Genomic DNA, 23,024 nt, shown 5'->3' with positions numbered 1-23,024 from the left:
GCCGTGGACCGCCAACATCAACAACCGCCCTTACGCATTCTGACCAGCCAAAACGCAGGCTGGATCCTTGCCCGCCAAGCTCCGTAGGAGGTATCGATGAAGATGCTCATCAACGTCGCCGAGACCGTGGTCGCGGACGCGCTGCGGGGTATGGCGGCCGCCCATCCCGAGCTGACGGTCGACGTGGAGAACCGGGTGGTGGTACGACGGGACGCGCCCGTGGCCGGGAAGGTCGCCCTCGTCTCCGGCGGCGGGTCGGGGCACGAGCCGCTGCACGGCGGGTTCGTGGGGCCCGGGATGCTCTCGGCGGCCTGTCCGGGGGAGGTCTTCACCTCGCCGGTGCCCGACCAGATGCTGCGGGCCGCGGCGGCCGTGGACAGCGGGGCGGGTGTGCTGTTCATCGTGAAGAACTACACCGGGGACGTGCTCAACTTCGACATGGCGGCCGAGCTCGCCGAGGACGAGGGCATCCAGGTGGCGAAGGTCCTGGTCAACGACGACGTGGCGGTGACCGACAGCCTGTACACGGCGGGGCGGCGCGGCACCGGCGCGACCCTGTTCGTGGAGAAGATCGCGGGCGCGGCGGCCGACGAGGGGCAGCCGCTGGAGCGGGTGGAGGCGATCGCCCGGCAGGTCAACGAGAACTCCCGCAGCTTCGGCGTCGCCCTGAGCGCGTGCACCACCCCGGCCAAGGGCAGCCCCACCTTCGATCTGCCCTCCGGGGAGCTGGAGTTGGGCATCGGCATCCACGGCGAGCCGGGCCGGGAGCGGCGGCCGATGATGACCTCGAGCGAGATCGCCGACTTCGCGGTGCACGCGATCCTGGAGGACCTGCACCCGAGCAACCCCGTGCTGCTGCTGGTCAACGGCATGGGTGCGACCCCGCTGCTCGAGCTGTACGGCTTCAACGCCGAGGTGCACCGGGTGCTCGCCGAGCGGGGTGTGGCCGTCGCCCGCACGCTGGTGGGCGACTACGTCACCTCGCTGGACATGGCGGGTGCCTCGGTCACCCTCTGCCAGATCGACGAGGAGCTGCTGCGCCTGTGGGACGCACCCGTGAGTACGCCGGGCCTGCGCTGGGGCATGTGATCCCTGGAGAGCGTCTCCACCCCCACCTACCACGCAAGGGAGATCCAGTGCTCGACGCCGACTTCTTCCGCCGTTGGATGACGGCGACCGCCGCGTCCGTGGACCGCGAGGCGGAACGGCTCACCGCCCTCGACTCGCCCATCGGGGACGCCGACCACGGCACCAATATGCAGCGCGGGTTCACGGCCGTGCGGGCCACGTTGGAGAAGGAGGCGCCCGACACGCCCGGCGCGATCCTGGTCCTCGCCGGGCGCCGGCTGATCTCGACGGTCGGCGGTGCGTCGGGGCCGCTGTACGGGACGCTGCTGCGCCGTACCGGCAAGGCGCTCGGGGACGCCGCCGAGGTGAGCGAGGAACAGCTGGCCGAGGCGTTCAGGGCCGGTGTGGACGGGGTCATGACGCTGGGCGGGGCGGCACCGGGCGACAAGACCATGGTGGACGCGCTGGTGCCGGCCGTGGACGCGCTCGGTGACGGCTTCGCGGCGGCGCGTGCCGCCGCCGAGGAGGGTGCCGAGGCGACCACGCCCCTGCAGGCCCGCAAGGGCCGGGCGAGCTATCTGGGCGAACGCAGCATCGGGCACCAGGACCCGGGTGCGACGTCGTCCGCCCTGCTGGTCGCGGCACTCGCCGAAGCCGCCGCGGTGGAGGCCTGACATGAGTGACGGCAGGACGAGTGACGACAAGACGGTCGGGATCGTGCTGGTCTCGCACAGTGCCGAGGTGGCGGCGTCGGTGGCCGAGCTGGCGAAGGGGCTGGCCGGCGGGGCCGCGGGGGTGCCGGTGGCTCCGGCCGGCGGCCGGGAGGGCGGCGGGCTGGGCACCAGCGCCGAGCTGGTCTCCGCGGCGGCCGCGTCCGTGGACCGGGGTGCCGGGGTGGCCGTCCTCACCGACCTCGGCAGTGCGGTGCTCACCGTGAAGACGCTGCTCGCCGAGGGCGACGAACTGCCGGGCAACACCCGCCTGCTGGACGCCCCGTTCGTGGAGGGCGCGGTGGCCGCTGTGGTCACGGCGGCGGCGGGAGCCGACCTCGACGCGGTGGAGGCGGCGGCGACGGAGGCATACGGCTACCGGAAGGTGTGAGTGGCGGCCGGGGGCGTACGACGGCGGCACGGGTCATCGCTCCTGCGCCGTCTCGCCGCTCTCCTGCGCCGTCCCGTCGCCCTCCCGTGCCGTCTCGCCGTCCTCCCGCCCCGTCCGGTCGGCGAGCAGCCGGCGCGCCAGCCGCTCGCCGGTCGCCACGGCGGCCGCGTGGTCCTCGATGGCGTCGATCCGGGAGTGCTTGAAGACGATGTAGGTCACGCCCGAGCCCACGCCGCCGGTGCTGGGGTCGGCGGGGATGCCCAGGCGCCGGGCGGTGGCGTACGAGGCCTCGCCGATGATGTCGCGCGGCCCGATGTCGCCCACGACCGCGTACTCCACGCGGTCCCCGTAGACGACGGCCGCGACCGACCCCCCGCCCACGCCGTGGGCGCAGTGGTCCCAGATGCGGCTCGCGGCGGGCAGGACGATGTACGGCAGCCGCTCGGCGTTGAGGCGGCGTCCGTTGGACTGCGTATAAGCCGCGCCCGGAGAGAAGTGCGGGTCGGTGCGGCGGTTGCAGCGGGCGGTGGGGCGTCCGTCGCAGTCGATGTCCATGTCGGCCTTCCAGAAGACGGCACCGCGCAGCCCGCAGATCGGGACGGTGGCGGGCGCGCCGGCGTCGAGCCGGTAACGGCCGCGGGAGACCGGGCTGCAGCGCCGCACCATGGCCAGCAGGTCGGCGGCACGGACAGGGCCGGCGCCGTCGCTCCGGGCCACCGGCGCCGGCTCCTGGCGGGGGCGATGGGGCACGGTGGGGGCGGGGGCGGGCAGCGTCGTCGGAGCGAGCAGGACGCTGCTCGCCGCGACGAGGGTCAGCGACTTGGCACGCACGATGAGGAACCCTCTCCTCGAGGACATTGACGACATTGATGGCATTACGGACAGTCACCTCATAGGTGATGAATTCGATCACGCGCCCCACGTTAGGTGACCGGACGACGCATGGCCCGTAACGCCCTCCGGGCGGCCGGGGGACCGCGACCCGCGGTCGGCCCGGCCCCCGATCGCCCGTGCCGGCGCGGGACCAACGACGGCAGCGATCCGCACCGCAGCGTGAACTCCCCTGCGCTCCAGGGAAATTCGGCCCGGAAGAGGCTCCAGCACACGTAACGTCCCGCAGCCCCCTTGGACGGCGACCCTCTTGCTGCGGCCCCGTCGAGGCGCCATATTGGTCCGGACCATTGCCCGTGCGGCGCCCGGGTCGTCTACGCCGCTGCTGAAAAGGGGAGACCCACCTCGTGCGACGCGTTCCCGTCCCCGCTTCCCGCTCTCACCGCGCACTCGGGCGTGTCGTGGCCTTGTGCGTCGTGCCGGTGCTGCTGGCCGCCTGCGGCCGGAGCGTCGCCGACGACGGCGAGAGCGGCCGGATGCCCGGGGCGCCGACCGGCGTCACCGCGGCGGCCGGGAGCGCGACCAGCGTGCACGTCATGTGGAACGCGGCGCCCGCGGCCTCGGGCGTCGCCGGGTACGAGGTGTACCGGGGCACCACGAAGGTGAAGGACGTGCCGGCGTCCGAGCACATGGTGGACATCACCCGGCTCAGCCCCTCGACCACGTACGCCTTCGCCGTGCGGGCCCGGGACACCGACGGCCGGCTCGGCCCGCGCAGCCGATCGGTGCGGGCGACGACTCCGGCCGCCGTCGCGGACCGCTCGGCCCCGTCCCGCCCGCTCGACGCGCACGGCCGGGCGGTGGGCAGCCGGGCCGTCCAGCTGTCCTGGTCGCCGTCGACGGACGACCGGGGCGTGGTCTCCTACGAGGTCCATCAGGCCGGCACGAAGATCCACAGTGTGGGCGGAAACCAGACGGCGACCGTGGTCACGGGCCTGCGGCCGGGCACCCGTTACTCCTTCACCGTGCGGGCCCGCGACGCCGCCGACAACCTCTCCCCCGCCAGTGCCGCCGTCCGGCTCACCACCGCGCCGGGCTCCGACGACGGCCGGGCCACCGCGCCCTCCGCCTTCCGTGCCACGACACACCGGGCGGACGGTTCCCACTACCTCGATCTGAGCTGGGTTCCGCCGCGCACCGACGGGGTGGTGACCCAGTACCAGGTCCAGCTCGACGGACAGCCGGCCACCTCCCTCGTCTGGGGCGGCACCGCCCCACGCGAGAAGGCGTCGTACAGCTTCTACGTCGGGCGCGAGGCCGGGGTCACCCACCGGGTGCGGATCCGGGCGATGCTGCCGGACGGCACCTGGGGCGGCTTCTCACCCGAACGGACGGTGACAACGGGGCAGCCGTAGGGCCTGCGGGTCACCCGAACGGACGCGTCCCGCGTGCCTTGCACGGGCGCGGGAGGTTGGCTGGCTGCGAGGCAGCACGGGCGATTCCCTATCTCCGGCGGCACACGGGATGGTCCGCCGACCGTGCCGCCGGAGGACGGTCCCATGCGCCACACTCAGCCACTCCTGCGCTCCGGCCCGGTCACGGCGGCCGCCGCCGCGCTCGCGGCCGGTCTCGCCGCCGGGCCCGCCGCCGCCGCGCCGGGGATCTCCGTCAGAGCCAGCGGCTCGACCGTGACCGTCACGACCAGCACGTGCACCCAGGTCGACGGCAGTTGGGGCACGGCCTCGCTGCTCACCAGCAGCCAGACGAACTTCACCCAGGGGCGCCAGGTGGCTCTGACCGGGACGAGGACCAGCCAGACCGCCGCCTGGCAGAGCGTGAGCCCGGGCAGCTACACCGTGATCGTCGTGTGCTCCAACAACATCACCGCGGGCACCCAGTCCATCGCCGTCTCCGGCGCCGTCCGCACCCCCCCGACGATCTCGGCCACGTCCGCGCCGCCCCGTGGTGTGGCGGGCGGTCTGGGAGGGGGCACCAAGGACTACGGACCCGTCACGTTCGCGGTGGGCGGGGCACTGGTCGGGGCCGCGCTGATCGCCACGGGCTGGGCGCTGCGCCGACGTTCGAAGCCGTATCGGCTCTGAGGGCCTGTCCTCGAACTCCCGCCCGTCCGGCGGCGTCTGGCACGCTCCCCCGAGCTCTTCGAGCAGGGGCCCATGACGCCGCCGGGCCCGACCTTCGGGCGGACGACGGGAGTTCGACGACAGGCTCTGAGCGGCCGGGCCGCCGTCACCGGGGCCCGTGGCCGGGCAGTTCGGGGAACTCCTCCAGCGCGTGCCGGAGCCACTGGGTCCAGAAGGTCTCCAGGTCGATACCGGCTCGCAGCACCAGATGCCGCAACCGGTCCTCCGGACTGTCCCCGCCGGGCGGGAAGTCGCGCCGCTCGATCTCCCGGTACTCCGCCAACTGCCGCTCGTGCAGATCCAGATGACGCCTGAGGTCGGCCTCCAGACCCGCGGTGCCCACCACGGCCGCGGCGCGCAGCCGCAGCAGCAGGGCGTCGCGGTGCGGCTTCGGCTCCTGGGCGGCGGCGGTCCAGCGGGCCAGTTCGGCGCGGCCCGCTGGCAGGACCTCGTAGCTCTTCTTCTGCCCGCGGGCCGGCTGCTCGGACGGCAGGGTGCGGATCAGGCCGTCCGCCTCCAGTTTCCCCAGCTCGCGATAGATCTGCTGATGCGTCGCCGACCAGAAGTAGCCGATGGACTTGTCGAAGCGGCGCGTCAGCTCGAGCCCCGACGACGGCTTTTCGAGCAGGGCGGTGAGGATCGCGTGCGGGAGTGACATGGGGGTCATCCTAGGGACGGGCCGTACGCCCGCCGCCGCCTTGGAGTTCGGCTACAGGGCCGCCGCCAGCTCCGTGCCCTGCTTGATGGCGCGCTTGGCGTCCAGCTCGGCGGCCACGTCCGCCCCGCCGATGAGGTGCGGACGGCGCCCGGCGGCGAGAAGCTCCTCGTACAGCTCGCGCCTGGGCTCCTGTCCGGTGCACAGCACGATCGTGTCCACCTCCAGGACGGTGCTCGCCCCGTCGACGGTGATGTGCAGCCCGGCGTCGTCGATGCGGTCGTAGCGGACGCCCGGGACCATGGTGACGCCGCGGTGCTTGAGCTCGGTGCGGTGGATCCAGCCGGTGGTCTTGCCCAGTCCGGCGCCGACCTTGGTGGTCTTGCGCTGCAGCAGGTGCACGGTGCGCGGCGGTGCCGGCCGCTCGGGCACGGCGAGTCCGCCGGGCGAGCGGTGGTCCATGTCGACGCCCCAGTGGCGGAAGTACGTCGCCGGATCCTCGCTCGCCTTGTCACCGCTGTCGGTGAGGTACTCGGCCACGTCGAAGCCGATGCCGCCGGCACCGAGGATCGCCACCCGGTCGCCGACGGGGGCACCGTCCCGCAGCACGTCGAGGTAGCCGAGGACGCGCGGGTGGTCGATGCCGGGGATCTCGGGGGTGCGGGGGGTGACGCCGGTGGCGACGACGACCTCGTCGTAGCCGTCGAGGTCGCCGACGTCCACCCGGGTGTTCAGGCGTACGTCGACGCCGTGCGCGTCGAGCTGGTGGCGGAAGTAGCGCAGGGTCTCGTCGAACTCCTGCTTGCCGGGGACCTTGCGGGCGACGTCGAGCTGGCCGCCGATCTCGCTCGCGGCGTCGAACAGGGTGACCTGGTGGCCGCGTTCGGCGGCGCCGGCCGCACAGGCGAGCCCGGCGGGCCCGGCGCCGACGACGGCGACGCGCTTGCGCCGCCGGGTCGGGGACAGGACCAGTTCGGTCTCGTGGCAGGCGCGCGGGTTGACCAGGCAGGAGGTGATCTGTCCGCCGAAGGTGTGGTCCAGGCAGGCCTGGTTGCATCCGATGCAGGTGTTGATGGCCTCGGGGCGGCCGGCGGCGGCCTTGTTGACGAAGTCCGGGTCGGCGAGCATCGGGCGGGCCATGGAGACCATGTCGGCGTAACCGTCGGCGAGCAACCGCTCGGCCACGTCCGGGGTGTTGATGCGGTTGGTGGTGACGAGGGGGACGGAGACCTGGCCCATCAGCTTCCTGGTGACGAACGCGTAGGCGCCGCGCGGCACGGAGGTGGCGATGGTGGGGATGCGGGCCTCGTGCCAGCCGATGCCGGTGTTGATGATGGTCGCCCCGGCGGCCTCGACGGCTTTGGCGAGCGTGACGACCTCGTCCAGGGTCGAGCCACCGGGCACGAGGTCCAGCATGGACAGCCGGTAGACGACGATGAAGTCCTCGCCGACGGCCTCGCGCACCCGGCGCACGATCTCGACCGGGAAGCGCATCCGGTTCTCGTACGGGCCGCCCCAGCGGTCGGTGCGGTGGTTGGTCTGCGCGGCGATGAACTCGTTGACGAGGTAGCCCTCGGAGCCCATGATCTCCACGCCGTCGTAGCCGGCCCGGCGGGCGAGGCAGGCGGTGCGGACGTAGTCGTCGATGGTCCGCTCGACGTCGGCGTCGGTGAGTTCGCGCGGGACGAAGGGGCTGATGGGGGCCTTCAGGGGGCTGGGCGCGACCAGGTCGCGGTGGTAGGCGTAGCGGCCGAAGTGCAGGATCTGCAGGGCGATCCGTCCGCCCTCGCGGTGCACGGCCTCGGTCACGACCGCGTGCCGCGTGGCCTCCTCCTCGGTGGTGAGCTTCGCCCCGCCCTCGTACGGCCGCCCCTCCTCATTGGGTGCGATACCGCCGGTGACGATGAGCCCCACTCCCCCGCGGGCCCGGGCGGCGTAGAACTCCGCCATCCGCTCGAACCCCCGCTCGGCCTCCTCCAGGCCCACGTGCATGGAGCCCATGAGCACGCGGTTGGGCAACGTGGTGAACCCCAGCTCGAGCGGGCTCAGCAAATGCGGGTAACGGCTCATCGGCCCCTCCGTAGGCGGTGTCGTGCCTGTTCAGTTGTAAAGGACACGAAGGGCTTTATGCAACTAGTTGCAAAACAACGCGCGCCCTGCTCCCCGCCGCAGCGGCGAGCAGGCGCGCGACAGGCGTCGGGTGGAATGCGGCCGGTGAGGAACGGGTGACGGTGGCCGAAGAGCCGGCCGGCGCTACGGCAACCCTTGCGCGCGGGCGACGAGCAGGGCCACGTCGTCGTGGTTGTCCGGCTGGTGCAGCGTGCGCAGCAGGAGGTCGCACAGCTCCTCCAGGGGCCGCGGCGGGCCGTCCAGCAGCGTCAGCAGCATCGCCAGGCGCTCGTCCAGCGAGTCCCGGCGCGTCTCGACGAGCCCGTCGGTGTAGAGCACCAGCTGGTCGCCGGGCTCCAGGTCCACCGTCGTGGTGGAGAACGCGACGCCCCCCACGCCCAGTGGAACCCCGGTGGGCAGGTCCAGCAGCTCCGGGTCGCGGCCCACGGGGATCCGGGCCGGAGGCAGGTGCCCGGCGTTGGCGATCCGGCACTGCCCCTTGTGCGGGTCGTGGACGGCGTAGAGACAGGTGGCGATGGAGTGGTCCAGGCCGTCGGTGATCCGGTCGAGGTGATCGAGCAGCTGCGCGGGATCGAGGTCGAGCGAGGCCAGCGCCTTCGTCGCGGTGCGCAGCCGCCCCATCGTGGCCGCCGCGCTGATGCCGCTGCCCATCACGTCGCCCACGACGAGCGCCGTCTTGTCGCCCTCCAGCGGGATCACGTCGAACCAGTCGCCGCCCACCTCCACGGTGGCGCCCGCCGGCTGGTAGCGGGAGGCGACCTCGAGTCCTCCGGTGACGGACGGGTGACGGGGCAGCAAACTGCGCTGCAGGGTGAGGGCGGTGTCGCGGGCGTTCTGGTACCAGCGGGCGTTGTCGATCTGCACGGCCGCGCGGGCGGCCAGCTCCCGGGCCAGCAGGACGTCGTCCGCGCTGAACGGCCGCGGATTGCGGGTGCGTTTGAGGTCCAGCGCGCCCAGCACCTCGCCGCGCGCGATCAGCGGCACGGCCAGATACGAGTGCACGCCCGCGCGGCCCAGCAGCACGGCGGCCTCCGGGGAGCGGGCGATCACGGGCAGGTCATCGTCCTTGACCTGCGCCACCAGCACCGGGCGCCCGGTGCGTACACAGCGCGTGACCAGGCGGTCGGGGCCGTAGCTGGCGGTCTCACCGGGCGGGTCGGCCGCCTCCAGGGCGTCCGCGGCGTGGTCCGCCCGTACGGCCAGGGCGCGGATCACCGCCGGCTCGGCCGGTCCGAGGCTGCTGCGGCGGCCCGCGGCAACGGACTCGAGCAGGTCCACCGCGGCCACGTCGGCCAGCTCGGGGACGGCGACGTCGGCCAGCTCGCGGGCCGTGCGGTCCAGATCCAGGGTGGTGCCGATCCGGGCCGAGGCGTCGGCGATGAGGGCCAGGCGCCGGCGCGCGGTCTCCGCCGCGATGCCCGCCCGGTACTGCTCGGTGATGTCCACGACCGACACGGCCACTCCCAGCACCGCGCCGGCGGCGTCCTCCAGCCGGTACAGCGAATACGACCAGGCGTGGTCCTCGTCCGGGTCGGCCGGGGTCCGGCCGACCATGGACTGGTCGACCAGCGGCTGCCCGGTCTCCAGCACACGGCGCGCGCCGGCCTCCAGGGCGTCGCAGCCCCACTCGGGCAGCAGCTCGCGGACCGTCCGGCCCACGTGCTGCTCGGCGGGTATGCCGTTGATCCGCTCCAGGGCCGGGTTGACCGAGACGTATCTCAGTCGGTTGTCCAGTACGGCAAGCCCGATCGGGGACTGCGAGACGATCCGCGCGGACAGCGCCACGTCCCGCTCCAGCCGCCGTACGGTCGACTGGTCGGCGGCGAGTCCCAGCGCGTAGGCGTCCCCGCGGTCGTCGAGGAGGCGCATGTTGCGGAACTCCACCAGTCGGGTGCTGCCGTCCTTGTGCCGGACGGGGAAGGCGCCGGCCCAGCCCTGGCCGGTCCGCAGGACGTCGGTGAACAGCTTGACGACCAGGTCGAGGTGCTGCTCGTGGACCATCAGCTGGGCGGCGTACCGGCCCAGCGCCTCCTGCGCCGAGTAGCCGAAGAGTTCCGCGGCCTGGGGGCTCCACAGCACGATGCGTCCCTGGGCGTCGAGGACCACCGAGGCCACGCCCAGTACGTCGAGCAGCCCGCTGGGCCGTACGGTCCCGCCCGCCGGCTCGTCGCCCTCGGCCGGAGGAGCCCCCGCTGCAGTCATCCCGCCCACCGCCTTCGCCCGTTCACGCGGCCCGCCGTCCCCGGTGCCGACTCACCCTGTTGTACCGCGCCCACACTCACCTCTCCGACGGTCCGTCGCCTCTTTCCACCCTCCCTCAATACAACGGGAGCCGTCCCGCCGAATCGGCCGGACGGACCGCCGTCGCAAGGTGTGGGGGACCGCCGGTGGTGTTCTCCTGGGAGATGGTGCTTTGCTGAGGACCGGGGGTGGAGCGCCGAGTGCGGTACGCGGCGCGGCCACGAGAGGAGCGATCACGATGGACAGCGAGCGAGCGTACCCCGAATCCGTCTCGGTGGAGCTGAGCGGATGCACCAAGGAAGACGCCCGGATCGTGTTCGACGCCCTGTGCGCCTGCTTCTCGTCCGACCGGTGCGCGGACGATGTGCCCCGCGACTACCACGAGGTGCGCCCGACGGTGTGGCTCGGAACCTTCGACGTGGCCGAGGGCCACGGGACCGGCTGCGGCCCCACCCGGCTCGGGGCGTCCGTCACGGCCGACGTGCAGGGCGGCTACTGGGCGATCGACCGATTCCGTACGACCCTGGACTCCCTGTTCACCGTCCAGGACCTGTGCACGGCCTCCGGCGACCAGGAACGAGAACTCCACGTACGCCTGGAAAGCCGCTGACGCCGCGCCCGGCTCGGCACCGCCCCTCCGCCCACCGGAGTGACGCGGCCGGCGCCGCCGAAGCGGAGCGCGGCGCGGCGACCCGGCCCACGCCGCCCGCGAGCGGGAACAGGCAGCGGCCGGCCGTCGGCCGCTTCTGCGGCTGCGCCGGACGGCCGGTGCGGTGCGGTGCGGCTCTCCTGCCGGCAGCGCGGGTCGAGGGCGACGTCGCGCCGGACGGCCGGTGCGGTGCGGTGCGGTGCGGCTCTCCTGCCGGCAGCGCGGGTCGAGGGCGACGTCGCGCCGGGCGCCCCGCTCGGGAGCCCGGCACGGCGGGCCCGGCACGGCGGGCCCGGCACGGCGGGCCCGGCACGGCGGGCCCGGCACGGCGGGCCCGGCACGGCGGGCCCGGCACGGCGGGCCCGGCACGGCGGGCCCGGCACGGCGGGCCCGGCACCGCCGCGTCGCCGCGCCGACGACGGCCGCGGCGGTCGTCCTGGCGCCGGGCGGCACCGTCGCCTGTGCGGCGGGGTCGGGCGGCTCGGGAGCCGCGACCGCTGGTTCAGCGTCCGCGCCGCTGTCGCCGGGCGGTCCCGGTGCCCGGCACGGGCACGGCCCGGGGTTCGGCCGACGGCACCCCCCGGCTGCCCCGCCCCAGCCCGCCGGGAAGCGGCACGACGGCCTCGAACCGCCTCTGCGGCGCGGTCTACCGCCTGGTCCCCACGACGACGTTCGCGCAGAGGTCCTCCGAGACCGCCAGGCGTGCCGTCAGGCCGGCTCGAGTGAAGACGGCCAGGGCTTCCGGGGCCTGGCGTTCACTCGTCTCGGCGAGGAGGCAGCCGCCGGGGGCGAGCCAGGCGGGGGCCTCGGCGGCTACGCGGCGCAGGACGTCGAGGCCGTCGGCGCCGCCGTCGAGGGCGACGAGCGATTCGTGGTCGCGGGCCTCGGGCGGGAGGAGGCCGACCTCGCGGGTGGGGACGTAGGGGACGTTGGCGGCGAGGATGTCGATGCGGCCACGCAGTTTCCCGGGGAGCGCCGCGAACAGGTCGCCGGTGTGGACCGCGCCGTTCACGAGGGTGACGTTGCGCCGGGCGCAGCGCACCGCGGCCGGGTCGATGTCGGCGGCGTGCAGTTCCAGCGGGCCGAGCGCGGCGGCCAGCGCCGCGCCCACCGCGCCCGAGCCGCAGCACAGGTCCACGACGACGGACGCGTCCGGAGCCTGGGCCACCGCCTGGTCGACCAGGAACTCGGTCCGGCGCCGCGGTACGAAGACGCCCGGTTCCACGGCGATCCGCAGGCCGTGGAACTCCGCCCAGCCCAGGACCTGTTCGAGGGGCAGTCCGGCGACGCGCCGGTCCACCAGGGCGGCGAGCTCGTCCGGTGCCCGGGCGCCGGCGAGGAGCAACTCGGCTTCCTCCTCGGCGAATACGCAGCCGGCGGCGCGCAGCGCGGCGACGACCTGGGCACGCGAGGGCAAGGCGGGAGATACGGGAGATACGGGCACGGAGGCCGAGACCTTTCGGGAGCCGAAGGGCGCTCCCGCGGTCACCTACCGACGGCGATCCGCGCCGTTTCGAGGTGGGAGCACCCGACCTGACACTGCGGTAATGGGTCTCACCTCCTCGGCTTCCTGCGACCGGGACCGTCCACGGCCGCGGGCCACCCTACCCCAACGTCCGGACCCCGACGGTCTCTTCGGACCCCGACGGTCTCTTCGGCCCCCCTCCTCGGCGGCCCCCTCCCGCATCCAGTTGTATTATGCAACCAGGAGAGCAGGGGAGGTGTGTCCGTGACCGCAGCCGCAGAGCCGCACGAGACCGGTGCCATCCGGGACCGTACCGTCGAGGACGCGGCCGTCGAGGACGCGGCCGTCGAGACCATCCAGCGCGAGATGACGATCTTCGCCCGCCGGGCCCGGGCCTCGGCGGGACGCATGCACCCGGAGCTGTCGCTGGTGTCGTACACGCTGCTCGGGCACCTGGAGGAGAGCGGCCGCTGCCGGGCCACCGACCTGGCCGCGCACTACGCGCTGGACAAGTCCACGGTCAGCCGGCAGGTGTCCGCCCTGGAACGGGTTGGCCTGATCGAGCGACGCCCCGACCCCGACGACCTCCGCGTCCAGGTGCTCCACCTGACGGCCGCCGGCCGGCGGATCCTCGCCCAGGTCACCGAGAGCCGCCGCGCGGCCTTCCGCGAGCGTCTGGCGGACTGGCCCGAGGACGACCTGCAGCGCTTCGCCGCCTACCTCACCCGTTACAACGCCTGGCACGGACGGAACCAGGACAACGCCTGACGCACCCCGGTGACCACGCCCGTCGTCCACGGTCACTCGTGCGGGACCACTGCCACCGGGCAGGTGGCGTGGTGGAGCAGGGAGTGGGCGACCTCGCCCAGGCCCCGGTCGGGGCCGCTGCCGCGTCCGATGACCAGCAGACCGGCCCGGGTGCACGTCTTGAGGAGTTGCTGCACGGGACGGCCCAGGACGACCTCGATCTCGACCGCGACCTTGGGAAACCTGCGCTGCCACGGCCGCAGCCACGCGGCGAGCAGGCGCTTGCGGGTCTTCTCCTCGGTGGCGGTTTCCACGGGGGAGGCGAGTCCGGCCGGTGCGTCCTGGTCCGGATACGGCAGCGTCCAGGTGTGCACGACGCGCAGCGTGGCGGGGCGGGCGGTGGCAGCGAGGAAGGCGTGGCCGACGAGTGCCTCGGCCGGCCGCTCCAGGTCGATGCCCAGCACGACGGGCAGGTAGGGCGTCTCGCCGGGCGGGGTACCGGGGACGAGGTCGCGTTCGTCCTCGGGCCGCTCCCCCGAGCGGACCAGTACCACCGGGCAGGGCGCGCGGGCCGCCGCGGCGAGTGCGACCGAGCCGACCGGGAACCCGGCGAACCCGGTGAAGCCCCGGGTGCCCAGCACCAGCAGCTCGGTCTCGGCCGCCGCGGCGAGCAGCGCCGCGACCGCGGGTTCACGCGCACGGGTGCCGATGATCTCCACGTGCGGGTACGCGCACGCCAGTTCCTCGGCGGCCCGCTCCAGGACGAGGTCCGCCCCGGCGTACAGCAGGCGCAGCGGCAGTCCGCGGCGCCGGGCCTCGCGGGCGGCCCAGGCGGCGGCGTCCTGCCCGGCCCGGGAGCCGTCGACGCCCGCGGTGACGCTGCGGGTGCACTGGTTCACGGCCACCGCCTCCGGGCGCCGGTGGCCGCCACCCGCGCCCGCCGGCCTGTTTCACCGCGGCCGGCCCGGGGGCTTGGCCAGGGAACGCCCACTCCCCCACGGTCGGCGTGTCGCGCTGCGACCGGGTCCTTCGTCATGGGGCTCCTCGGTGGTGCCGGGCGCGGGACCGCCCCGCTGCCGGGCGGCGTGGAGGACGGGTTCCACAGGGCTTACGGATCAGTCACCCGGCGCACGCTCGCCGTCGGCTGCCGGGTGAGCGATGCCTGCCGGCGGGTAGAAGAGCGGCTCGGACGCTCACAGGGAGGTCGGCATGCGAACCCGGGTGCGCGGGCGGCGCCACAATCCGCTGCGGCGCAGGTCGGACGTCGTGGAGACGTGGACGGCGGTGCTCTTCGCGGTCCTGCTGTTCCTGGGGGCGCCCCTGCTCGGGGCGTTCACCGCCCGGTGGGCCCACGACGAGACGCGCGCGGCCCAGACGGCCCAGCGTGCCGACCGCCACCGCGTGCACGCCGAGGTCGTCGGCCGGCCGCCCCAGAGGCCGCCCGCCGTACCAAACGGCGGGCGGCACACCTGTCCGGTGACGGTCCGCTGGACCGAGCCGGGCCGGGCGCCGCGCACCGACGTGGCCCTCGTGCCGACCGGAACACGGCGCGGTGACACCGTCCCCGTGTGGGTCGACTCCCGTGGCCACGCGGTTTCCGCGCCGCCGGACGAGACCACGGTCTGGCAGCACACCGTCGCCTTGGGCGCCTGTGCCGCGGCAGTCGCCGCCACCGCCGTCCTCCTCACCCGCTTCGTCGTCCGCAGGGTCTGCCTGCGCCGCCGGATGGAGGAGTGGGGGCGGGAATGGGCCCGCACCGGCCCGCAGTGGACCCGCGGCCGGGCATGACACGGCCGGCCGGTGACACAGGTGCCGGGGCCGGGGACTCGGACGCGCCCACCGCCGGCGAGAGGCTCTGGCGGAGCGTTCGACCGCAGCCGTACGGTCTGTTCGTCCGCAGTCTCTCCGCAAAGGCGGTAGTTGATGGCCCTGTTCGACCTTCCGCTCGACGAACTCCGTGAGTACCGCAGCGCGTCCGCCGAGCCGGAGGACTTCGACGCCTTCTGGTCCAAGACCCTTCAGGAAGCCCGCGAGCACGATCCGGACACCCGGTTCGACCTGGTGGACACGGGACTGACGACGGTGAAGGTGTACGACGTGACCTTCGCCGGGTTCGGCGGCCACCCGGTCAAGGGCTGGCTGACCCTGCCCGCCCAGGTCGACGCGCCGCTGCCGCTGGTCGTGGAGTTCGTCGGCTACGGCGGCGGGCGCGGACTGCCGCACGAGCACCTGCTGTGGGCGTCGACGGGCCGGGCGCACTTCGTGATGGACACGCGCGGGCAGGGCAGCGCCTGGGGCGGCGGGGGCGGCACCCCCGACCCGGTGGGCGGCGCGCCGGCGTACCCCGGCTTCATGACCCGTGGCCTGGACGCGCCGGAGAACTACTACTACCGCCGGGTGTTCACCGACGCGGTACGGGCCGTCGAGGCGGCGCGCTCGCACCCGTTGACCGACGCGGGCCGCACCGCGGCGATCGGCGCGAGCCAGGGCGGCGGCATCACGATCGCCGTGGGCGGCCTGGTGCCGGACCTGGTCGCGATCGCGCCGGACGTGCCGTTCCTGTGCGACTACCCGCGCGCGGCGACGCTGACCGACCGCCACCCGTACCGGGAGATCGGCCTCTACCTCAGGACCCACCGCGGCCGCACCGAGGAGACGCTGCGCACGCTGTCGTACTTCGACGGGGTGCACTTCGCCGCCCGCGGCCGCGCCCCGGCCCTGTTCTCGGCGGCCCTGGAGGACCAGACCTGCCCGCCCTCCACCGTGTTCGCGGCGTTCAACGCCTGGGCGCACGGCGACAAGACGATCGAGGTGTACGACTTCAACGACCACGAGGGCGGCGGCCCCTACCAGGAGGCGGTCAAGCTGCGCTGGCTGCGGTCGTACGCCTGAGGGAGCCGGACGCGCCGGGCGCCTTCCCTCCAGCCCGACCAGTCGGCATGTTCAGGGGGTCCGGACCGCGCCGCGGCGGCCGTCACCGTGGACGGCGAGACGGTGGTGGACCTGCGGGGCGGCCGGGCCGACGCGGCGCGCCCATCCTCGCCGACCGGGGACTTGCCGGCTTCGACGCGCCGGTCGCCGCGTACTGGCCGGAGTTCGCCGCGGCGGGCAGGGGAAGGTCCCGATCCGGCACCTGCTGTCGCACCGGGCGGGGCTGTCCGGTCCGCGTCAGCCGCACTCGCTCGCCGACCTCTACGACTGGGAGCCGACCTGTGCGCGGCCGGCCGCGAGGAGCAGCGAACAGGCGGCCGTCCTCGCCCGGTTGGCGCCCGCGGCCATCGCGGCGCCGGCCGATCCGGTCGTGGGCGCCGCCCAGGCGAACACCCCCGGCCGGCGGGCCGCCGAGATCCCCGCCGCGAACGGTCACGGCACCGCGCGGGCCGTCGCCGCGCTGTACGGCGCCCTCGCCGGGCGCGGGACGCACGACGGCCGCCGCACGCTGTCGCCCGAGGCGGCCGAGCGGGTCCGCGAGGGGCCGGGCAGCTGCCGCGATCTGGTGCTCGGCGCCGGGTGCGAGCGGGAGACCGAGGCCGGGCTCGGCCTGCGGCTCAGCGGCCCGAACGGCTCCTACGACCCCAACCCGCGGGCTTTCGGACACGACGGCTCCGGCGGCTCCTGCGGACCGGCGGACCCGGAGGCAGGGGTGTCGCCGGGCTGTGCGATGAACCGGATGGGGCCTCATATCGCCGACGATCCGCGGAAGACGGCCCCGGTGGAGGCTCTGTACAGCGCGCTGTGACCGGTGATGGGGGCGGGCGGGTTTCGGCCGAACCGCCGGGCCGCCCTTCCCTGCTGGTTTAGACCAATGCTAGATGTGGTGGCGCAATGAGTCCATGCGGCTACCTTACGTCACCAACAGGAGGCGCGGCATGGCCCGCACCACCCCCACGAGCACCCGACGACGAAAGGGACGACCGAGGAACGGCCGCTGTACCGGAGAATCGCCACCGAACTGCTCGGCGAGCTGCGCGACGGCACCATTTCGCCCGGTGGACGGCTGCCGGGCGAACGGCAGTTGGCCGCACGCTTCCGGGCCAGCCGGGAGACCGTGCGGCAGGCGCTGGAGGTGCTGCGCCGTGACGGACTGGTCGCCACCGACCGGCGGGGCAGCCACGCCGCGCTGACCGGGCCGCCGGTCGAGGCGCCCTCCTGCCTGACCTTCCCGGCCGGCGCCCGCGCCGCCGCCCCGGACGCCCGCGACCGGGCCACGGTGACCTGGGAGGCGCCCCCGGAGGAACACGTCACGGCCCTGGGGCTCGCCCCGCACCGGCCGACCCTGGTGCACCGCCGGCAGTCCGTGGCGGCCGACGGCACCGGCCTGCGCACGGCGGTGACATCCTTCTCCGCCGTGGCCCTCGCCGAGGTGGCGGAGCTGGCCCTCCCCCACTGCCTCAACGGCGTGGGGCCCCCATCCGCGACCGCGCCGACAGCTCCGGCGCCGCTCAGCTGCGGCGGACCTACGACTGGATGCGGCAGGCCGGGCTGAGCCTGCACCACCGCGACACGATCACCCGGCTCGCGGACGCCCCCTCCGTACGCGTGACCCGGCGCGTCCACGACCAGTACGCACGCTCCCTGGAGGTCACCGACCTGCTCGCGGACGCCGGACAGGACGCGCTCGTCTACGAGTTCACCCTGCCGGCGGCCGTCTGAACCGCTGCCCTTCGGGCGAAGGGCCGGGCCGTCAGGGCAGCCTGCGGGCCGCGATCATCCGGGCCCGCGGGCTGCCGTCGGCGCGCCGGCCGAACTCCTCCAGCGCGTACAGCTCCACCCGGAAGCCGGCCCGCTCCAGCTCCCGCCGCACGTCGCCGAACCGGAAGGCGCGGTAGTACATGACGAACGGCGGCCGCCACACGGCGTTGCGCACCCGCATCACCGCGTCGAAGCCGAGCAGCGTCCAGAACGCCGTCGAGCGGGGGCTCGGCGGAGCGGACACCGGAAAGGCGAACAGGCCGCCGGGCCGCAGCACCGAGTGAACCCGGTCGAACAGCCCGGGCAGCTCCTCCGGCAGAAAGTGCCCGAGCGCGCCGAAGCTGACGACCAGATCGAACGCGGCGGCGAAGGGCAGCGCCCGGGCGTCCCCGCGCACCCAGCCGAGCCGAGGACCCGCGACCGGTGCGCGCTCCTGGGCCACGGCCAGCATCCCGGCGCTGAAGTCCACCCCCGTGACACTCTCCCGGCACACCCGGGCCAGCACCTCGGCACCGGCACCCGTGCCGCAGCACAGATCGAGTCCGTCCCTGAACGGCCCCATCCTCTCCAGAGCCGACGCGACGGCGTCCAGCACCGAATCCGGCGTCCGGAACGGGGTGTGGTCGAACTTCGGCGCGAGCAGGTCGTAGCCGCGCTCGACGGAGGACAGCGCCTGAACGGCGAGCTCACGCAGGGTGGGACCTTCGGGAGTGAACACCCGTGTCAGCTTAGACACCTGTGGGCGAGGGCCGTTCAGGTGGAGCGTCGGCGCCCCTCTGGGTGGTACACTGCAGTGAGCACCTGTGTACGCCCCGTCGCGGGCGTCGGTGCGGTTCTTCTCCAGTGCGCCCAGCCGCCCACCGTTCGGGTCGGCGCGCCGGTTTCTTCCACTGCCTCGTGAGCGGCGCTTCGCGCCGTGGCCGGGCCGGTGTCTTCCGCCGCCTCGGATGCGTACCTCACGCCTCCCCGTCGCGGCTTCCCTCCCTCTCCTCGCACACCCCGTGCCATCGTCCGCGAAAGGACACCCACCCATGACCACCACACTCGAACACCCCCCGGTACGGCAGCAGCAGCCGTCGCCGGCCGCCCGGATCGTCACCGGTGTCCTGGACATCGACGCGAGCGGGAAGGGCCATCTGCGCGGCGAGAACTGCCTGCCCTCCCCCACCGACGCCCAGCTCTCCGCCGCGCTGATCCACCGCCTTGGCCTGCGCAAGGGCGATGTGGTCGAGGGCGTACGCGGGCAGCAGCGCGCCCTCACCGAGGTCACGCGCGTGGGCGGCCGCACCCCGGACGAAGCCCGGGGCCGCCGCCACTTCCACGACCTGACGCCGCTGCACCCGCGCGAACGGCTGCTGCTCGAACACCCGGCCTCCGGTCTCACCGGCCGCGTCACCGACCTGATCGCGCCCGTCGGCAAGGGCCAGCGCGGACTCGTCGTCGCGCCGCCCAAGACCGGCAAGACCGTGCTGCTCCAGCAGGTCGCGGCCGCTGTGGCCGGCAACCACCCGGAGTGCCGGCTGATGGTGGTGCTGCTGGACGAGCGCCCGGAGGAGGTCACCGACATGCGGCGCTCGGTGCGTGGTGAGGTGTACGCCTCCACCTTCGACCGCTCGCCCAGGCAGCACATCGCGCTCGCCGAACTCGTCGTCGAACGGGCCAAGCGGCTCGTCGAGGCCGGCGAGGACGTCGTCGTCCTCCTCGACTCCCTGACCCGGCTGTGCCGGGCCCACAACAACGCGGCCGCCGCCGGTGGCCGCACCCTCAGCGGCGGCGTCGACGCGGGCGCACTGCGGGGGCCCAAGCGGCTGTTCGGCGCCGCGCGCCTGGCCGAGGAGGGCGGTTCGCTCACCGTCCTCGCCACCGCGCTGGTGGAGACCGGCTCCCGCGCCGACGACTTCTTCTTCGAGGAGCTGAAGGGCACCGGCAACATGGAGCTCCGGCTCAGCCGCGAACTCGCCTCCCGCCGGGTCTTCCCGGCCGTCGACCTCGACTCCTCCGGCACCCGCCGCGAGGAACTCCTCCTCAGGCCCGCCGAATTGACGGTGGTCCGCGGCCTGCGCCGCGCCCTGCGCACCCGCGACGGGCAGGCCGGCCTGGAGACGCTGCTGGAACGGCTGCGCACAACGCCGGACAACGCCACGTTCGTACGCCGCGTCCAGCCGACGCTGCCCGCCGATCAGCCGATGCCCACGGGTACGCACTAGGGCATCCGGGTGCTCACGCGCCCCATTCGGCTCCCGGCAGCGTCCCGCCTTCACCGATCTCTCCCTACGTTTGCGGCATGAGGATCGGATTTCGCTCGCGAGCTGCCGTGTCGGCCTGCGCGCTCTGCGCGGCAGGCGTTCTGGCACTGGCACCGCCGGTCGCGGCCGTGGGCCGGGCCCATGTGGACCCGAGCGCGCCGGGGCAGCGCAAGGCGGCGGTGCCGCCGCCGGGCCTGCTGGAGGAGGGCACACAGGTCCGGCTCCGCGACCGGGCGCCGGACCTGCCGGACGTCTCCGCGCTGTCCTGGCTGGTGGCCGACGCCGACACCGGCGAGGTGCTCGCCGCGCACGACGCGCATCGCAGACTGCCGCCCGCCAGCACGCTGAAGACCCTGTTCGCGCTGACCGTGCTGCCGGCCTTCCCCGCCGGTGTCCGGCACACCGTCAACGCGAAGGAGCTGGCGGGAATCGGCGAAGGCAGCAGCCTGGTCGGGGTCGTCGAGGGCCATACGTACAAGGTGGCCGATCTGTGGCGCGGGGTGTTCCTCAACTCCGGCAACGACGCCGTGCATGTGCTGGCCGCGCTCAACGGCGGCTGGGACCACACGGCCCGGCAGATGCAGATCAAGGCCCGTTCCCTGGGCGCCCTCGACACCACGGTCGTCTCCCCCGACGGGTACGACGCCGACGGGCAGGCGTCCTCGGCGTACGACCTGGCCGTGTTCGGCCGGGCCGGGCTGCGCAACCCGGATTTCGCGCGGTACTGCTCCACCGCCCACGCCGCCTTTCCCGGCCACGACGGGACGACGTACCGGATCGCCAACACCAACCGGCTGCTGACCGGTGCCGGCGACGTGAAGCCGTATCCGGGGCTGCTCGGCATCAAGAACGGCTACACCAGCAACGCGGGCAACACGCTGGTCGCCGCCGCCCGTCAGGGCGGGCGCACCCTCGTCGTGACCGTGATGAACCCTCAGGGGGGCGAGGGGCACACCGTCTACGAGGAGGCGCGAGAGCTGCTGGACTGGGGGTTCGACGCGGCCGGGTACGTCGATCCGGTCGGCTCGCTCGACGCCCTGCGGCCGGTGTCGCACGCCAACGCGGCGGTCGTGGTGTCGGCGGGGTCCGCGGCGCCTCCTCCCGCCGAGTCGGACTGGCCGGAGACGGGCACGATCGCGAGCGCGATCGGTGTGGGCGCCGGGGCCCTGCTGCTCGGCCTGGGGTTCACGGGCCGCCGGTACGCGCGCGACTGACCGGACGGCAGCGGGACTCAGAACACCGACAAGCCGGTGAGTGTCGTGAAGCGGTCCAGGGCCGCCACGCCCGCCACCGAGTTGCCCCGCTCGTCCAGGCCGGGGCTCCACACGCACAGCGCGCACCGGCCCGGTACGACGGCGATGATGCCGCCGCCCACGCCGCTCTTGCCGGGCAGCCCGACCCGGTAGGCGAAGTCACCGGCCGCGTCGTACGTCCCGCAGGTCAGCATGATCGCGTTGATCTGCTTGGCCTGACGGCGGCTGAGCAGCCGGGTGCCGTCGGCCCGTATGCCGTGCCGGGCGAGGAACGTGGTGGCCAGGGCGAGGTCGGCACAGGAGGCCGCGATCGAGCACTGGCGGAAGTACTGGTCCAGCAGGACCGGCACGGGGTTGTCGATGTTGCCGTAGGACGCCATGAAATGGGCGAGGGCGGCGTTGCGGTCGCCGTGCGCGGACTCGGACGCGGCGACCTCGGTGTCGAAGTCCAGGTCCGGGTTGCCGCTCTCGGCGCGCAGCAGGCGCAGCAGCTCGCCGGCCGCGTCGCCGGTACGGGTCTGCAGGCGGTCGGTGACCACCAGGGCGCCGGCGTTGACGAACGGGTTGCGCGGGATGCCGTTCTCGTACTCCAGCTGGACCAGGGAGTTGAAGGGGTTGCCGGAGGGCTCGCGGCCCACGTGCTCCCACAGTTCGTCGCCCTCGCGGGCCAGGTCGAGGGCGAGGGTGAAGACCTTGGTGACGGACTGGGTGGAGAACGGCTCGCGCCAGTCCCCCACCCCGTACACCGTGCCGTCCAGCTCCGCGACGGCCATGCCGAAGGCGCGGGCGTCGCGGGCCGCGAGCGCCGGGATGTAGTCGGCGGCACGCCCACGGCCGGGCGTCCGCTCGATCTCCTCGGCGATGCGCTCCAGGACCGGGAGGTAGGTCAGGGACGACGTCATGATCACCATTCTGCCTCCGGGCCGGCGTGGCAGGCGGCGAACACTCAGGCGTTGATGACCCCCGTGCCCAGCAGGCCGAACAGCAGCAGACCGATCACGATCCGGTAGATGACGAAGGCGTTGAAGGAGTGCTTGGCGACGAACTTCAGCAGCCAGGCGATGGATGCGTAGGCGACCACGAAGGACACGAGGGTGCCGACGATCAGCGGGAGGGTGCCCACGCTCGCGCCCAGCGCGTCCTTGAGTTCGTAGATGCCGGCGCCGGTCAGGGCCGGCAGACCGAGGAAGAAGGACAGCCGGGTGGCGGCGACGCGGTCCAGGTCCAGGATGAGCGCGGTGGACATGGTGGCGCCGGAGCGGGAGAAGCCGGGGAAGAGCAGGGCGAGGATCTGCGAGGAGCCGACCAGCATCGCGTCCTTGAAGGTGGTGTCGTCCTCACCGCGCTTGTGCCGGCCCATCTGGTCCGCGCACCACATCACACCACTGCCGGCGATCAGCGAGCCGGCGACCACCCACAGGGAGCCGAGCGGCCCCTCGATGAAGGGCTTCGCGGCAAGGCCCACGATGACGATGGGGATCGTGGCGTAGATGATCCACCAGGCGAACTTGTAGTCGTGGTGGTAGCGCTCCTCCTTGTTGGCCAGGCCCCGGAACCAGGCGGAGAGAATCCGCACGATGTCCTTGAAGAAGTACACGAACACGGCGGCGATGGCACCGACCTGGATGACGGCGGAGAACGCCACGACGGACTTGTCGTCGACAGGGATGCCCATGAGCCCCTGGGTGATCTTCAGGTGGCCGGTGGAGGAGACGGGGAGGAACTCGGTCACCCCCTCGACGACTCCGAGAACGACGGCCTGACCGACGGAGATGACGCTCATGGGATCCAGTTCTGGGGATGTT

Annotated in this window: 20 protein-coding genes and 2 pseudogenes; 13 read left to right on the top strand and 9 right to left on the bottom strand. The window is 73.7% G+C overall.

The window, feature by feature from the left end; genetic code table 11:
- Window positions 1–96 precede the first annotated feature (96 nt).
- The 3 genes from dhaK to ACX25U_RS33715 are packed head-to-tail and all read left to right on the top strand — an operon-like array spanning window position 97 to window position 2,169.
- Entirely contained in the window at window positions 97–1,089 is a 993-nt protein-coding gene (gene dhaK / locus ACX25U_RS33725) for a dihydroxyacetone kinase subunit DhaK (protein ID WP_454385687.1), read from the top strand.
- Between the two features lie 47 nt (window positions 1,090–1,136).
- Window positions 1,137–1,742, top strand: coding sequence for a dihydroxyacetone kinase subunit DhaL (dhaL, locus tag ACX25U_RS33720; RefSeq protein WP_454385685.1), 606 nt, complete (start codon window positions 1,137–1,139; stop codon window positions 1,740–1,742).
- A gap of 1 nt (window position 1,743) precedes the next feature.
- Window positions 1,744–2,169: a PTS-dependent dihydroxyacetone kinase phosphotransferase subunit DhaM gene (locus ACX25U_RS33715; protein ID WP_454385683.1), complete on the top strand. Its 426-nt coding sequence runs from the start codon at window positions 1,744–1,746 to the stop codon at window positions 2,167–2,169.
- Window positions 2,170–2,202: 33 nt separating this feature from the next.
- On the opposite strand, the gene ACX25U_RS33710 is transcribed toward ACX25U_RS33715, so the two are convergent.
- Entirely contained in the window at window positions 2,203–3,000 is a 798-nt protein-coding gene (locus ACX25U_RS33710) for a glycoside hydrolase family 75 protein (protein WP_454385681.1), read from the bottom strand.
- Window positions 3,001–3,407: 407 nt separating this feature from the next.
- Between ACX25U_RS33710 and ACX25U_RS33705 the strand changes: the two genes are divergently transcribed.
- Together ACX25U_RS33705 and ACX25U_RS33700 are read left to right on the top strand one after the other, a co-directional pair.
- Window positions 3,408–4,415, top strand: coding sequence for a fibronectin type III domain-containing protein (locus ACX25U_RS33705; protein ID WP_454385679.1), 1,008 nt, complete (start codon window positions 3,408–3,410; stop codon window positions 4,413–4,415).
- Window positions 4,416–4,559: 144 nt separating this feature from the next.
- Complete coding sequence (locus ACX25U_RS33700; protein ID WP_454385677.1) at window positions 4,560–5,102, top strand: hypothetical protein; 543 nt, start codon at window positions 4,560–4,562, stop codon at window positions 5,100–5,102.
- Between the two features lie 145 nt (window positions 5,103–5,247).
- Here the strand turns inward: ACX25U_RS33700 and ACX25U_RS33695 are convergent, their stop codons facing one another.
- The 3 genes from ACX25U_RS33695 to ACX25U_RS33685 all read right to left on the bottom strand — a co-directional run bounded on the left by ACX25U_RS33695 (window position 5,248) and on the right by ACX25U_RS33685 (window position 10,128).
- Window positions 5,248–5,799: a PadR family transcriptional regulator gene (locus ACX25U_RS33695; protein WP_454385676.1), complete on the bottom strand. Its 552-nt coding sequence runs from the start codon at window positions 5,797–5,799 to the stop codon at window positions 5,248–5,250.
- Window positions 5,800–5,850: 51 nt separating this feature from the next.
- Window positions 5,851–7,866 (bottom strand): NADPH-dependent 2,4-dienoyl-CoA reductase, encoded by a 2,016-nt coding sequence (locus tag ACX25U_RS33690; RefSeq protein WP_454385674.1) that lies wholly within the window; start codon window positions 7,864–7,866, stop codon window positions 5,851–5,853.
- A gap of 183 nt (window positions 7,867–8,049) precedes the next feature.
- A complete protein-coding gene (locus ACX25U_RS33685; protein WP_454385672.1) occupies window positions 8,050–10,128 on the bottom strand; it encodes a SpoIIE family protein phosphatase in 2,079 nt (692 codons plus the stop codon).
- A 277-nt stretch (window positions 10,129–10,405) separates the two neighbouring features.
- On the opposite strand from ACX25U_RS33685, the gene ACX25U_RS33680 reads away from it, so the two are divergent.
- A complete protein-coding gene (locus ACX25U_RS33680) occupies window positions 10,406–10,777 on the top strand; it encodes a hypothetical protein (RefSeq protein WP_454385670.1) in 372 nt (123 codons plus the stop codon).
- 685 nt (window positions 10,778–11,462) lie between these two features.
- Here ACX25U_RS33680 and ACX25U_RS33675 read toward each other — a convergent pair.
- A complete protein-coding gene (locus tag ACX25U_RS33675; RefSeq protein WP_454385668.1) occupies window positions 11,463–12,233 on the bottom strand; it encodes a putative protein N(5)-glutamine methyltransferase in 771 nt (256 codons plus the stop codon).
- A 312-nt stretch (window positions 12,234–12,545) separates the two neighbouring features.
- On the opposite strand from ACX25U_RS33675, the gene ACX25U_RS33670 reads away from it, so the two are divergent.
- Window positions 12,546–13,049: a MarR family winged helix-turn-helix transcriptional regulator gene (locus ACX25U_RS33670; RefSeq protein WP_454385666.1), complete on the top strand. Its 504-nt coding sequence runs from the start codon at window positions 12,546–12,548 to the stop codon at window positions 13,047–13,049.
- Window positions 13,050–13,081: 32 nt separating this feature from the next.
- Here the strand turns inward: ACX25U_RS33670 and ACX25U_RS33665 are convergent, their stop codons facing one another.
- The gene (locus ACX25U_RS33665) at window positions 13,082–13,927 is read right to left on the bottom strand and encodes a universal stress protein (protein ID WP_454385664.1); all 846 of its coding nucleotides are present in this window, start codon (window positions 13,925–13,927) and stop codon (window positions 13,082–13,084) included.
- A 310-nt stretch (window positions 13,928–14,237) separates the two neighbouring features.
- On the opposite strand from ACX25U_RS33665, the gene ACX25U_RS33660 reads away from it, so the two are divergent.
- The 4 genes and pseudogenes from ACX25U_RS33660 (at window position 14,238) to ACX25U_RS33645 (ending at window position 17,681) form a co-directional block, all read left to right on the top strand.
- Complete coding sequence (locus ACX25U_RS33660) at window positions 14,238–14,816, top strand: Rv1733c family protein (protein ID WP_454385662.1); 579 nt, start codon at window positions 14,238–14,240, stop codon at window positions 14,814–14,816.
- Window positions 14,817–14,951: 135 nt separating this feature from the next.
- On the top strand, window positions 14,952–15,920 hold the full coding sequence (locus ACX25U_RS33655; RefSeq protein WP_454385660.1) for an acetylxylan esterase: 969 nt from the start codon (window positions 14,952–14,954) through the stop codon (window positions 15,918–15,920).
- A gap of 69 nt (window positions 15,921–15,989) precedes the next feature.
- A pseudogene (locus ACX25U_RS33650) lies at window positions 15,990–16,767 on the top strand (serine hydrolase domain-containing protein); the annotation flags it as partial.
- Between the two features lie 130 nt (window positions 16,768–16,897).
- Window positions 16,898–17,681 (top strand): annotated as a pseudogene (locus ACX25U_RS33645) (winged helix-turn-helix domain-containing protein).
- 31 nt (window positions 17,682–17,712) lie between these two features.
- Here the strand turns inward: ACX25U_RS33645 and ACX25U_RS33640 are convergent.
- Entirely contained in the window at window positions 17,713–18,438 is a 726-nt protein-coding gene (locus ACX25U_RS33640; protein ID WP_454385658.1) for a class I SAM-dependent methyltransferase, read from the bottom strand.
- 229 nt (window positions 18,439–18,667) lie between these two features.
- Between ACX25U_RS33640 and rho the strand changes: the two genes are divergently transcribed.
- Both rho and ACX25U_RS33630 read left to right on the top strand, forming a co-directional pair.
- Window positions 18,668–19,927 carry a transcription termination factor Rho gene (gene rho / locus ACX25U_RS33635; RefSeq protein WP_454385656.1) on the top strand — a complete coding sequence of 420 codons (1,260 nt, stop codon included), beginning with the start codon at window positions 18,668–18,670 and terminating at the stop codon, window positions 19,925–19,927.
- 77 nt (window positions 19,928–20,004) lie between these two features.
- On the top strand, window positions 20,005–21,180 hold the full coding sequence (locus ACX25U_RS33630; protein ID WP_454385655.1) for a D-alanyl-D-alanine carboxypeptidase family protein: 1,176 nt from the start codon (window positions 20,005–20,007) through the stop codon (window positions 21,178–21,180).
- A 17-nt stretch (window positions 21,181–21,197) separates the two neighbouring features.
- Here ACX25U_RS33630 and ACX25U_RS33625 read toward each other — a convergent pair whose 3' ends face one another.
- Both ACX25U_RS33625 and ACX25U_RS33620 read right to left on the bottom strand, forming a co-directional pair.
- Window positions 21,198–22,130 (bottom strand): glutaminase, encoded by a 933-nt coding sequence (locus tag ACX25U_RS33625; RefSeq protein WP_454385653.1) that lies wholly within the window; start codon window positions 22,128–22,130, stop codon window positions 21,198–21,200.
- A gap of 35 nt (window positions 22,131–22,165) precedes the next feature.
- A complete protein-coding gene (locus ACX25U_RS33620; protein WP_454385652.1) occupies window positions 22,166–23,002 on the bottom strand; it encodes an undecaprenyl-diphosphate phosphatase in 837 nt (278 codons plus the stop codon).
- Window positions 23,003–23,024 lie beyond the last annotated feature (22 nt).

It is taken from the genome of Streptomyces sp. JNUCC 63, from assembly GCF_054366325.1.
The sequence above is the reverse complement of the archived record's forward strand: the minus strand, read 5'-3'. Positions and strand labels throughout refer to the sequence as shown.

Excerpts from the sequence above, each read along its gene's own strand:
- ACX25U_RS33680 (WP_454385670.1), top strand. The coding sequence starts at position 10,406 with ATGGACAGCGAGCGAGCGTACCCCGAATCCGTCTCGGTGGAGCTGAGC.
- ACX25U_RS33630 (WP_454385655.1), top strand. The coding sequence starts at position 20,005 with ATGAGGATCGGATTTCGCTCGCGAGCTGCCGTGTCGGCCTGCGCGCTC.
- ACX25U_RS33660 (WP_454385662.1), top strand. The coding sequence starts at position 14,238 with ATGCGAACCCGGGTGCGCGGGCGGCGCCACAATCCGCTGCGGCGCAGG.
- ACX25U_RS33620 (WP_454385652.1), bottom strand. The coding sequence starts at position 23,002 with ATGAGCGTCATCTCCGTCGGTCAGGCCGTCGTTCTCGGAGTCGTCGAG.
- dhaK (WP_454385687.1), top strand. The coding sequence starts at position 97 with ATGAAGATGCTCATCAACGTCGCCGAGACCGTGGTCGCGGACGCGCTG.
- ACX25U_RS33715 (WP_454385683.1), top strand. The coding sequence starts at position 1,744 with ATGAGTGACGGCAGGACGAGTGACGACAAGACGGTCGGGATCGTGCTG.
- ACX25U_RS33700 (WP_454385677.1), top strand. The coding sequence starts at position 4,560 with ATGCGCCACACTCAGCCACTCCTGCGCTCCGGCCCGGTCACGGCGGCC.
- ACX25U_RS33695 (WP_454385676.1), bottom strand. The coding sequence starts at position 5,799 with ATGTCACTCCCGCACGCGATCCTCACCGCCCTGCTCGAAAAGCCGTCG.
- ACX25U_RS33655 (WP_454385660.1), top strand. The coding sequence starts at position 14,952 with ATGGCCCTGTTCGACCTTCCGCTCGACGAACTCCGTGAGTACCGCAGC.
- rho (WP_454385656.1), top strand. The coding sequence starts at position 18,668 with ATGCGTACCTCACGCCTCCCCGTCGCGGCTTCCCTCCCTCTCCTCGCA.
- ACX25U_RS33685 (WP_454385672.1), bottom strand. The coding sequence starts at position 10,128 with ATGACTGCAGCGGGGGCTCCTCCGGCCGAGGGCGACGAGCCGGCGGGC.
- ACX25U_RS33690 (WP_454385674.1), bottom strand. The coding sequence starts at position 7,866 with ATGAGCCGTTACCCGCATTTGCTGAGCCCGCTCGAGCTGGGGTTCACC.
- ACX25U_RS33625 (WP_454385653.1), bottom strand. The coding sequence starts at position 22,130 with ATGGTGATCATGACGTCGTCCCTGACCTACCTCCCGGTCCTGGAGCGC.